12 protein-coding genes are annotated in these 10,974 nt (G+C 72.9%); 2 read left to right on the top strand and 10 right to left on the bottom strand.

Annotated elements, in window-relative coordinates; genetic code table 11:
• Positions 1-177 precede the first annotated feature (177 nt).
• Positions 178-348: a hypothetical protein gene (locus ACIP5K_RS29100; protein ID WP_401414237.1), complete on the top strand. Its 171-nt coding sequence runs from the start codon at positions 178-180 to the stop codon at positions 346-348.
• Between the two features lie 60 nt (positions 349-408).
• Here ACIP5K_RS29100 and ACIP5K_RS29095 read toward each other — a convergent pair whose 3' ends face one another.
• The 7 genes from ACIP5K_RS29095 to ACIP5K_RS29065 form a co-directional block, all read right to left on the bottom strand.
• The gene (locus ACIP5K_RS29095; RefSeq protein ID WP_401414235.1) at positions 409-681 is read right to left on the bottom strand and encodes a hypothetical protein; all 273 of its coding nucleotides are present in this window, start codon (positions 679-681) and stop codon (positions 409-411) included.
• A gap of 75 nt (positions 682-756) precedes the next feature.
• Positions 757-1,644 carry a poly(aspartic acid) hydrolase gene (locus ACIP5K_RS29090; protein ID WP_401414234.1) on the bottom strand — a complete coding sequence of 296 codons (888 nt, stop codon included), beginning with the start codon at positions 1,642-1,644 and terminating at the stop codon, positions 757-759.
• Positions 1,645-1,744: 100 nt separating this feature from the next.
• Positions 1,745-2,062, bottom strand: coding sequence for a DUF4387 domain-containing protein (locus ACIP5K_RS29085; protein ID WP_401414232.1), 318 nt, complete (start codon positions 2,060-2,062; stop codon positions 1,745-1,747).
• Positions 2,063-2,067: 5 nt separating this feature from the next.
• Complete coding sequence (locus tag ACIP5K_RS29080; protein WP_401414230.1) at positions 2,068-3,429, bottom strand: acyclic terpene utilization AtuA family protein; 1,362 nt, start codon at positions 3,427-3,429, stop codon at positions 2,068-2,070.
• Between the two features lie 38 nt (positions 3,430-3,467).
• Positions 3,468-4,694 (bottom strand): MFS transporter, encoded by a 1,227-nt coding sequence (locus ACIP5K_RS29075; RefSeq protein ID WP_401414228.1) that lies wholly within the window; start codon positions 4,692-4,694, stop codon positions 3,468-3,470.
• 232 nt (positions 4,695-4,926) lie between these two features.
• A complete protein-coding gene (locus ACIP5K_RS29070; protein WP_401414227.1) occupies positions 4,927-5,643 on the bottom strand; it encodes a GntR family transcriptional regulator in 717 nt (238 codons plus the stop codon).
• A 146-nt stretch (positions 5,644-5,789) separates the two neighbouring features.
• Positions 5,790-6,482: a hypothetical protein gene (locus ACIP5K_RS29065; RefSeq protein ID WP_401414225.1), complete on the bottom strand. Its 693-nt coding sequence runs from the start codon at positions 6,480-6,482 to the stop codon at positions 5,790-5,792.
• Between the two features lie 115 nt (positions 6,483-6,597).
• Here ACIP5K_RS29065 and ACIP5K_RS29060 point away from each other — a divergent pair, with 115 nt between their 5' ends.
• On the top strand, positions 6,598-7,248 hold the full coding sequence (locus ACIP5K_RS29060) for a TetR/AcrR family transcriptional regulator (protein ID WP_401414223.1): 651 nt from the start codon (positions 6,598-6,600) through the stop codon (positions 7,246-7,248).
• Positions 7,249-7,302: 54 nt separating this feature from the next.
• Here the strand turns inward: ACIP5K_RS29060 and ACIP5K_RS29055 are convergent, their stop codons facing one another.
• The 3 genes from ACIP5K_RS29055 to ACIP5K_RS29045 all read right to left on the bottom strand — a co-directional run.
• Entirely contained in the window at positions 7,303-8,271 is a 969-nt protein-coding gene (locus tag ACIP5K_RS29055) for an anti-sigma factor RsbA family regulatory protein (protein WP_401414221.1), read from the bottom strand.
• The gene (locus ACIP5K_RS29050; RefSeq protein ID WP_401414218.1) at positions 8,268-9,161 is read right to left on the bottom strand and encodes an MEDS domain-containing protein; all 894 of its coding nucleotides are present in this window, start codon (positions 9,159-9,161) and stop codon (positions 8,268-8,270) included. The genes ACIP5K_RS29055 and ACIP5K_RS29050 overlap by 4 nt, the downstream gene beginning before the upstream one ends.
• Positions 9,162-9,414: 253 nt before the next feature.
• Positions 9,415-10,974 (bottom strand): GAF domain-containing SpoIIE family protein phosphatase (locus tag ACIP5K_RS29045; protein ID WP_401414217.1); only part of this gene is annotated, 1,560 nt, incomplete at its 5' end.

The following is a 10,974-nucleotide window of genomic DNA, read 5'->3' as shown; positions in this document are numbered from 1 at the left end:
GGGGGGGGGGGGGGGGGGGGCGGGGGCCCATCTCCCGGGGGGGGGGGCCCGGGCGCTCACCCCCCCCCCCCCCCCCACTTTCTGGTTTCCCCCCCCGGGCCCCCCACCGCCGCATCGCGGAACGAGCGGTACGCGCAGTACGAGCAGTACGCGCCGTACGCGGACGGCGCCGAGGGCGTGGCCGGGCAGGAGTTGCCCGCGTGGACGGGCGCCCTGCTCGCGGGCACCCTCCGGGCGGCCGCACGGGACGTCCCCTGTAGCGACGGTACGCACGTCGAAGTGGTGCGGGTCGACGTCATGACGCCGGTCGGCGACGTACGGGCGTGGGCCGAGGAGATCACCGGCTGACCCGCGCGCCCGGCACGGTCCGGGCACGCGGGCGCCCGCTCACCGCGGTACCGCGAGCGCTCAGAGGTGGCGCGGCGGGGCGTTGCGGATCGCGGAACGGCGCGCCCAGGCCGCGCAGGCCAGGACCACCACGCCGGCCGAGGCGAAGGCCCAGCTGTCCTCGACGCCGCCGATCCAGCCGGCGATGCCGGCCAGTGCCCACAGGGCGGCCAGGACGCAGAGCACGGTCCAGGACTGCACCCACATGCGCTGACGTGCCGCGAGCCGCTGCGTCGTCCCGCGCTCCATCGGTCCCAGCCCGCCGTCGGTGATCGTGCTCTCGTGTTCTGTCATGCCACTCCGTGTGCCCCGAAACGCCCCTCCCCCTCCTGGTCCGTTCCGCCCGGTGTTCCGCCGCGGTGCCCGGCATCAGGCGGGTCCGCGCCTGTCGCTCTCGGTCAACTCCACCGTCCCGTGAGCCGAGTTGCGGCGTCCGGCCGCCGCGATGCGGGCGGACAGGAAGGAGCGCACGGCGGGGAGGACGGCGAGGCCGTCGTGGCCCGCGCCCTCGACGACATCGAGTTGTGCGGCGATGCCGTGACGGCCCCAGTTGTCGCGGAGTTCGAGGATGCGGTCCATGCGGCTGCCCGGGTGCCCGGCTCCTTCCCGGACGTCGGTGCGGGTGTCGTGTTCCCCGATGACGAGCTGTACGGGAACGCCCGCCATGGCGGTGGTGTCGGGGGCGGTGCCGAAGCGGGCGGTGACGTCGGCGGTGCCCCGCCACCACGGCGTCCGGGGGTCGAGGAGGGTGGTGCGGCCCGGCGCGCCCACGGAGAGGGAGACGAGACGGTCGGGGTGGAGGTAGAAGAAGCGGTGGGCGAACTGGCCGCCGCCGGAGAAGCCGTGGAGGTGGAAGCGGTCGGTTCGGATGTGCCAGCGCTCCGCCGCCTGCTCGATCATGTCGAGGAGCAGGAGGTCGGGCCGGAAGCCGGGCTCGGTGAAGAATTTGTAGCTGTCCAGGTCGTCGGGTCCGGTGAGCCCTGCGGGAAACAGCGGGGCCAGCACGACACAGTCGTGTTCCTCGGCGAAGTCGGCGAAGGCGTCGCGGAGTCGGCCGACGTCCCGGCGGCTGCCGTGGACCGCGACGACCAGGGTGCGGGGTTCACCGACGTCGTCGTGCGGCCGGGGCACGTACAGGCAGGAGGAGACGCGCGGGTCGCCGGCGAGTGCGAACAGGGGCGTGGCGCCGGTGAGGAAGAGCTGTGCGGGGTGGTCGGGCGGCACGTGCCAGGGGGACAGGGGGCGGGGGGTGGTCATCGGTGCGGCTCCGGTCGCGGGACGGGCGGACCCCCGGCGGGCCGGGAGCGGCGGGCCGGGCGGTCGGCGGGTGCGGGTGGCGGGGTGCGGTGCGTGCGGGTCAAGGTCTCGGCGGCAGTTCCCTGTCCATCAGCGGCGCGTACTGCTGTCCCGCGTAGCAGTCGGCGTCGCGGAGGTCGCCCTGGACGGTGGGGCGGGGCAGCGAGACCTTGACCGCGAGGGCGCCGGGGTGGTGGACGACGAGGACCTGGTCGGGGTCGGCGCCGTAGAGGGCGGCGAAGAGGTGCTCGCCGAGGAATCCGGTGGCGACCAGGGCGTCGTAGGCGGCCTGGTCGTGGCACATGAAGTCGAAGGTGAGGGTGAAGGGTCCGGCGTTCTTGGAGCGGACCAGCGAGCAGTAGTCGAGCAGGGTGGCCACGGGATCTACAGCTCCTCGGTGGTGGTGCGGAACAGTTCGGTGGGGGTGACGCCGGTGACGACGTGGTTGAGGGTGAAGCGGTAGAGCGGGCCGCGGTCCGTCTCGGGCGGCGAGAAGGGGTAGGCGAGGGTCGAGACCAGGCCCTCGTACTCGGCGATGGGCAGGTGGCTGCTCGCGTGCGCGACGAACGTGGCGACGGCGTGCGCGGTGGCCTGATCGGGGGCGGTCACCGTGATCAGTACGCCGAGTTCGCGGGGCAGCAGGGGCTCGGGTTCCGGGCCGGCGAGGACGGCTCCGTCGCCGTAGAGCCGGTAGTCGATGTCGACGGTGGCCGGGTCCACCGCGCCGTCGAACACGTCGAGGATCTTGGCGTCGAAGTACTGCTGGGCGAACGGCAGGAGTTTGGGCAGGGCGTCGATGACGACACGGTCGCGGGCGCCGCCGATGATGACGGTCTGGTGGCCGACGAGTTCGGCGCCCTCGAGCTTGTTCGTGTATCCGTCGGCGGGAAGGTACCGGGCGCCGCGGACGCGGACGGTCCGTTCGTCGACGGCCTCGTAGGTGGCGTCGGTGGTGTCGAGGGTCCCCGAGGGTTCGGCGATGTGGAACGGGTCGGCGTTCTCGTACAGCGTGTGCGCGGCGACCGAGCGGGGGGTGAGCCGGGTGCCGTCGGCGAGGGTGGTGACGTCGAAGTGGTCCTCGCGCAGAGTGGCCAACAGGCCGTTGGCGGACGGCGGGACGGCGCAGGCGGCGCCGCACTCGATGGTCTTGGCCAGGTGCCACGCGAGTCCCGGATCGGCGCCGCGCAGGTGCGGGAGCGCGGCGAACAGGGCGGTGTCGCTGGCGCGTCCGGCGAGGATGACGTCACAGCCGTCGGCAAGAGCCTCCTGGAGGGGTTCGACGCCCATCATCGCCACCGTGTGGCTGCGCGCGAACAACTCCCTGTCGATCCGCGGGGCGTTGGCGAGCGGCTGGATCCGGCCCGCGTCGTAGAGGTCCTGAAGCCGCTCCGCCGGCTGGTCGGAGTAGATCCGGGCCAGGGTGAAGTGCAGGTCCTCCTCATGGGCGATGCGGCGGGCGAGGGCGGCGACCCCGTCGACGCCGACGTCGCGGCCGGAGGTGCCGCAGGAGCCGATGATGAGCGGCACCTTCAGCTCGTCGCGGGCCCTGAGCAGGAGCCGCAGGTCGCGGGCGACGGCCTGGGCGGACAGTTTGGGTGTGCCGGAGCCGAGGGCCGCCGGCCCCGAGTCGGTGGACCCCGCGTCGCAGGCGATCACGTGGGGGCGGGCGTCGACGCCGCGCCGGAACGCGTCGGCGTCGAAGCCGGCGCCCAGCGCCCCGGTGGGGGCGAGGATGCGGAGTTCCATGGGGGCAGGGCCTTTCGTCGTACGGGTACGGGTCTGCGTCATGCCGCGCTCCGGTCGGGGACGCGGCGGGCCAGGAGGGTGAAGACGGCGAAGGTGACGGTGGCGAAGGCGGCGGCGTTCAGCATCATGAAGCGCCAGCCGGTGAGGTCGACCGTGATGCCGAGGATGGCCGGGCCGAGGGCCATGCCGGCGGAGGAGGCGATGGTGTAGAGGGCGGTGTAGGTGCCGAGCACCTTCTGGGTGGGGGCCAGGTTCCACAGCGCGACCAGGGCGCTCACGGCGAACGACGCGTAGCCGATGGTGGAGAGGACCATCGAGACGACCGTCCCCGGGACCGTCGGGACGGCGAAGCCGGCCAGCAGGCCGACGACGAACAGCCCGACGCCGTAGCGCATGGCGCGCAGTTGCCCGATCCGGTCGGAGCCGTAGGCGAGGGGCAGCACGCACAGCAGGAAGGCGACGGCTCCCGGCAGGGCGAGCCCGCCGGCCTCGCCGCGGCTGAGGCCGAGCACCTCGGTGCCGTACGGGGTGTTGAGGGAGCGCAGCGCCGTCCACATGCCCGAGAAGCAGAAGATGCCGGTCATCAGCAGCACCGTGGGGCTGGAGGGGCTGCGCACCGCGTCCCTCAGGACCGCCCGGGGAGAGGCGAACTCCGTCGTCCCCTCCCGTCCGTCGGCGGGCTGCTCGGGCAGTACGGCCCGCTCGTGCCGGCGGCCGAGGAACAGCCAGGACACCCCGATCATGAGCAGCATCAGGACCGGGGGTATCGCGAACGCCAGGTGGAGGCTGCGGTCGACGACCAGCAGGCTGATGAGGGACGAGATGACGATGGTCAGGCTGACGCCCGCCTTGATGAACCCCTGCGCCTTGCTGCGGCTGCCCGCGGGGACGTAGTCGGAGATCAGGGTCTCGGTGACGCCCTTGAAGGCGTTGGCGACCAGGGCGAATCCGACGACGCACACCATCAGCGCGGGCAGACTGCCCGCCCAGGGGATGAGCACGAACGGGACCGTGGCGATCAGGGCGCCGAGGAGCACGATCGGCCACCGCCCCGCGCTGCGGCGTGCGAGCCGGTCGGAGAGGAACCCCACGGACGGCTGGGTGAAGATCCCCAGGGAGTGGTCGAGGCCCATGATCAGGCCGATGACGCCCGCCGACGTGACGTACTGGCGCAACTGCTCGGGCACCTGGGCGTCGTAGAAGTTCCAGACGGATTCCTGGGCGAAGACCGCCAGGGTGACCCACAGCACCGCACTCGCGCTCATCCGGTTCCCCGCGCCGGGTGTCGGCGGGGCGGGGGCGGGAGTCCCGCCCGCAGGGGGGACGGCAGGGTGATGCAGCATGGCGGCTCCTTGCAATATGCTATAGCAATAGGGGCATGCGGGTGCGTCCGCGCCACCGCGTCCGCGCCACCCCATGGCGGTGCGGTGAGGCGGTCGCGTCGGGCGGTGGGCGGGCGGGTGGTGCGGTGCGGCGGCGGTCGGGCGGGGGGCGGCGTCAGCTGTTGGACAGCTGGTTCAGCGCCTCGCGGTGGTGGTGCGCGGCGAGCATCTCGGCCCGCTCCTCGTCCCGGTCCAGCAGGGCGTCGAGCAGGCCGCGGTGGTCGCGGAACCTCCGCCGGAACGCCTCGGCCCGCTCCGGTACGAGCCTGATCGTCAGATCGAGCCGTTCCTCGTCGCTGAACGCGCGCGCCTGCTGGAGGAGTCCCTCCAGTACGGGATTGCCGACCGCTCCTTCCACCTGATGATGGAAGGAGCGCAACAGGCGGTGCACTTCGGCCAGTCGACCGGTCACGTCGGCGTCCGCGCCGTGCTCGGCCAGGTCCCGGTCGATCTGTCCGACCAGGGCTTCGGCGCGGTCCAGCGTCTCGGACAGGGCGCCGAGCCGCTCATCGGTGGCGTGGCGTGCGGCCAGGCGGGCCATGAGGGCCGACAGGCGCACCTCGGCCTCCACGATCTCGGCGCGGGCGGACGCCGAGTGGTCCGCGATCCGCAGCGCCCGGCTGCCGACCCGCTCCACGACCTTCTCGTGCACCAATTGGCGCAGCGCTTCGCGTACCGGGGTGGGACTGACGCCCAGGCGGGCGGCCAGATCGCGTTCGGTGATCTTCTCCCCCGGCCGCAACGACCCCTCGCGGACCGCGGCGCGCAGCCGCCGATAGGCCTGGTCGGCCAGGGAGGTCGCCGCCATGGGGCTGAGGGCATCGGTGCTCATGGCCCCAAGAGTGCCTCCCGCTATAGCAAACAGTCAACGGGTCGGCACCCGTCATCTCGTCCCGCTCACCGAGCGCCCGCGGACGGGCCCGCACTCCCCCGGCCGCGAACCGGAGTGGCGGCCGCCCGCGCGCCCGTGTCCGGCCGTCAGGCGCGGGCCGCCGCCGCGGCGACGATCCAGTTCCGGAACTCGACGGCGTAGTGCCGCAGATGGTGGTCCAGGACGTCCTGCGGGCAGGACGTGGGGAAGTAGACCGTCAGGTTCGCGGTGAATCCGTCGGCGGTGTCGCCGAACTGGATCAGGGCCCGCCCGATGACGGTGCCGTCCTCCAGGAACAGGTTCGAGGACATCTTGCGCGGAAACTCCGCCTCCGGGAGGAGTTCGGCCGCGTCCTCGGCCCAGGCCATCGCGTCCGTGCCCCAGCCGCCCATGAAGAACGAGGCGACGTGCGGGCCGATGTTCTCCACCACGCGCGCGCCGATGTCGTCGGTACCCATCACGTAGTGCTCGGGGTGCGCCGCGAGCAGCGGGCGGGAGTCGTCGCCCGCGAAGGCCGCGTCCATCCACGCGAGGAACTCGCCCGAGGTGAGGCCGCTCGCGCGGAGCACCGTCGTCCCGCCGCGGAACTCACCGCCGCAGGTACGGGCGCACTCGCGCAGGAAGGCATTGCCCTCCTCGATGTCCGCGGCCAGCAGGGTCAGCAGGCCCTGGCGGCCGAGGCGGGTCCTGAAGCGGTCCAGGGCACGGCGGGCGTAGTACAGCTCCATGTCGTCGATGCTGTCGGCGCCCGCGGGCCCCGCCTCCAGCGTCACGGTCACGGCGGTCATGGCATCGGTCATGGTGGGGCCTCCAGTTTTATGCGAATGTGAATTCACATTCGCTTCGCGAGGTTACGCAGGGAGGTCCACCCCTGGCAACCCGTTCCTGCCGGAACCCCGCCGATACGATGCGGCCATGACCGACGAGCACGACCGCCCGGCGCCGTACAAGGAGCCGCAGCAGGCGCGCAGCGCCGCGACCCTGGCCCGCGTCCTGCGCGCGGCCGAAGAGATCGCCTCCTCGGCCGGTCTGGAGGAGATGACGATGACCGGTGTCGCGGAGCGCGCCGGGGTGTCGGTCGGGACCATCTACCGCCGCTTCGAGGACAAGGAGCAGCTGATAAACGCTCTGACGGAGCGGATGCTGAGCCGGCGCGAGGAGTACGTGGAGCGACGGCTCCGCGAGGCGGAGCCGTCCCTGTCCGGCGTGCTGGACGCCTACGCGGACGCCCTGCTGCGGTCCTTCGCCGACAGCGACAACCTGTTCCCCGAACTGCTGCGCGCGCGGGGCGCCGGGATCACGGAGCGTGGTGCCCGCACCATCACCGTGGTCCACAGACTCCTGCTCGAAGCGGCGGCACCCTACGCGGACCGGATCCGCCGCTCCGACCCGCGGGCGGCGCTGGACACGGCGGCCCGTGCTCTCCTCGGCGCCTGCTTCCACAACTCCGTACGCCCCGACGCGGCGGCCGGCGAGACGGCGCTGCGCCGGTACGCGCACGAACTGAGCGACATGGCGGTCGCCTACCTCCTGGCTCCCGACCGCCGGGACACCCCGGCCGCTTGAGGACGCCGGGCAACTGCGTGCGCCTGTGCGCGAGTTCGGTCCGCCCTCCCTTCCCTACCGTGGGGAGGTGGGCGGCAGGGCCAGGTGGAGGCGGACGGTGGTCTCGTGGGGGCCGGTGGCGATCTCCGTCAGGTCGCAGAGCTGACGTACCGTCCACAGCCCGTGGCCGGTCGGCTGTGCGGGATCGGGCGGCAGGTAGCCCAGGTACCAGTCCAGGCCGTCGGCGGCGCCGGGGTTGGTGACGTCGCACACGATGCGGTGACCCGCGCGCCAGAGGGTGATCCGTCCCTCGCCGGGGCCGTGCTGGATGGCGTTGGTGGCGACCTCGTTGACGGCGAACACCAGGCGCTGCGCCTTGTCGCCGGGCAGGCCGCGCGTGGTGGCGGCCCGGGTGACGAAGTCCCGCACCGCGGACAGGTCGGCTCCGAAGTGCAGGACGGTCTCCTCACCGTCGCAGGGCACCGGGGTGAGCGGGCTCCGCCAGACGTCGTGTCCGGTGTCGGGCGCGACGTAGTGGTGGCTGGTCGTGGTGGAGGGGCCGGTGATCACTTCGGGGTGGGTGCGGCGGGCGCCGGTGACGATCGCCTCGGGGAGGGTGCGCGTGTCGTAGGGACAGACGATCCACGCGGGGCAGTTGGCGAAGGCGACGTTGATCGCCGCTTCGTACCGGGTCCACTCGGCCGTCTCCAGCGGGTCGCGGCCGTGCCAGACCGGTTCGCCGATCACGCGCGCCTGTCGGTGCCGGCCGCCCGTGGTGTGCTGGTCGACGTAGCGGTAGTAGGCGCCCATGGTGCGGCCGGGCGCCTCGTAGAAGGCGTGGGCGTCGATGAACTCGACATGGCGGGCCACGTCCCCCAGGGTCTGGCGCAGCATGCTGATGTTGCTCCGGGTGGTCACGGCGAGGACGGCGTCCTCCGCTTCAAGGCCGTTCACGCAGAACGCGGCCATCGCCGTGAGGAACGCCTCGTCACTGCCGTAGATCAGCGCCTGGTGGGTCAGCCGTGGCGTGGTGCTCGTGCTCACGGACGAGCCTCCCGCGCGGTGACGGTGAGGGACGGTATCTGGTCCCAGCCCACGATGTGGATGACTTCGCTCAGCATCGGGTCGAGGTCCACCACGTGCAGGCGCCGTCCCGCGGGGAGCCGCTCGGCGGTCCGGGCCAGGGCGCGGACGCCGGCCAGGTCGATGAACTGGAGGGCGCTCATGTCGACCGTGAGGTCGCCGGGCCAGCTCATGATCTTCTCCAGGGCGGAGCTGAGCATCGGGGCGTAGTAGTAGTCGACGTCGCCGATGACGCGCAGGCACTGCCGGCCGTCGCGCAGGGACGGCAGCAGGCGCAGCGCCGAGCTGGTGTGCAGGGGCTGCTGTGCCACGGTGCCGGGGTGGCGCTGGTCGAAGGCGTGCAGGGTGGCGGCGTCGAAGCGGCGGGCGTCGTACTGGCAGATGGCCGAGGCGGCGTGCCCGGCGAAGACGTCGTTCACCTTTCGTTCGTATTCGCCCATCCGCTCGGCTCCGGGAACGTCCCGCAGCGCCCAGCTCATCTCGCCGCTGACGCGCAGGCCCGTGTAGCCGGCCGCGAGGGACTCGGTGACCTCCTGGTGCAGGGCGGCGACCATGGCGTCGGCGTCGAAGGGGCCGTCGGCCAGATAGCTCTCGTCGGCCGTGGTCACCATCAGCTGGCCGCTGTCCAGGGCCGCCGTGGGGTCCGTGCCGGCCTCGCGCAGCCAGTCGAACACCTGGTCGGGGGCGGTCTGGTCGGCGAAGTACAGGACGCGCTCGCCGCGCTCCAGGCCCGTCAGGAGATAGGTGGTCATCACCCGGCGCTGCTCGGCGTCATCGGCGAAGGCCAGGCAGAGGTGATCCCCGTGGCCCATGGCGTCGACCGCCAGCTCGCGCGTGCGGTGGGGGCTCATGTCGTTGCCACCGCTTTCACCGTCTCTCTTCTGGCCGTCGGCTCACTGTGCACGGCGCGTGTCGGCCGGGATGGACATCGCGTCATCCTATCGGCTCCGCCCCCTCCTGCCGCGGGCCGCGGTGGGATCCCGCGGAACGGCCGGTCCCTTTCCCTGTCTCCCTCGTCGCGGCGCACGGTCCGCCGTTCATGAGTGGGGTGGTTGGGGTGCCGGGGGTGCGGGGGTGTGGGGGTTGTTGGGGTGGTTGGCGGGGTCACGCGTCCTGTTCGGTGGCGGTGGACGCGTCGGTGGCGGTGAGGACGAGAACGGCTTGGTCGTCGTCGCTGTCGCGGCCGTCGGTGAAGGCGTGCACGGCCTGGGTGACGGCGTCGATGACCTGCTGGGCGGTGGGCCGGTGCGGGGCGCCGGTGAGGGCCTCGGCGAGGCGTCGTTCCCCGAAGAGGGTGTCGTCGCGACGGGCTTCCGTGATGCCGTCGGTGTAGAGCAGCAGGCTCTCGCCGGGGCTCAGGCTCAGACGGCGTGCCGTGGTGCGGGGGGCCGCGGAGATGCCCAGCAGGAGTCCGGGCGAGTCGACGCCGTGGACGTCGTGCCGGGTGTCGAGGTGGAGGGGGATGGCGTGTCCGGCACGGACCAGTTCGATGTCCAGGCCGGCGGGGGTGGGGGTGAGCTGGCCGTAGACGAGGGTGACGAAGCCGGTGCCGTGGCTGACGGGGCGGTTGATCAGAGCCGTGTTCACGGCCTTGACGACGTCTTCGGGGCCCGGCAGGAGGGGGGCGACGGCGCGGGCGGTGTGCCGCACCAGCGCGGTGGTGGACGCGGCGAGGGCGCCGCGGCCGCAGACGTCGCCGAGCAGGAAGGCCCAGCGGCCGTCGTCGAGGGGGAAGAGGTCGTAGAAGTCGCCGCCGATGTCGAGGCCCTCGCCGGCGGGGTGGTAGTAGGTGGCGACGTCGGCGCCGGGCACGTCGGGCAGTTCGGGCAGGAGCAGGCCGGCCTGGAGGTCGCGCGCGAGGGCGGCGCGCTGGGTGTACTGGCGGGCGTTGCGGGCGGCCGAGGCGGCACGCAGGGCGAGTTCCTCGGCGAGGGCGACGGTGTGGCCGTCGAAGGCGTGGTCGCCCGTGGACAGCAGCGTCACCGTGCCGAACGCACGGCCGCGGTCCAGCAGCGGGACGCACAGGTACCCGGTGACGCCCAGGTCGCGCCACGGGCCCGGCCCGGTCGGGGTGCGGCGCGCGACCTCGCTGGTGCGCGAGGACAGGACGCGGGCGACGGCGTCGTCGGCGGCGTCGTAGACCGGGATGTGGGAGGCGAGCAGCTCGCGCTGGGTCTCGGTGGGGGCCGCGGCGGCCACGCGCCGCACCCGCCCCTCCTCGACGATGTCGACAGCGCACAGCGGCGCCAGCACGGGGGCGCAGGAGTCCGCCAGCCGCTTCAGCGCCTGGACGGCGTCGAGGTCGGCGCTCAGCACGGTGCTGGCGTTCAGGAGGAACGCGAGGTCGTCGCGGGCCGCCTTGGCGCGGGCCTCGGCCGCCTGGCGCTCCTGCTCGGCCTGGTGGCGTTCGATGGCGAGGGCGGCGGTGCCCGCGAAGACCCGGGCCAGCGCGAGGTCGGCCTCCCGCGGCGCACGCGGCGTGCGGTGATACATCGCGAAGGTGCCCAGCAGCGAGCCGTCACGCGCCAGGATCGGCGTGGACCAGCAGGCCGCCACCCCCGCCCGGTCTGCCAGCTCCCGGAAATCGTCCCAGAACGGATCGGTACCGATGTCGGTGACGATCACACTGCGCCGCCGGTGCGCGGCGGTACCGCACGACCCCAC

The sequence above is a fragment of the Streptomyces sp. NPDC088785 genome (genome assembly GCF_044750685.1).
Taxonomy (GTDB): Bacteria; Actinomycetota; Actinomycetes; order Streptomycetales; family Streptomycetaceae; genus Streptomyces.
Note: the sequence above shows the minus strand (reverse complement) of the source record. Positions and strands in the feature narration are given on the sequence as shown.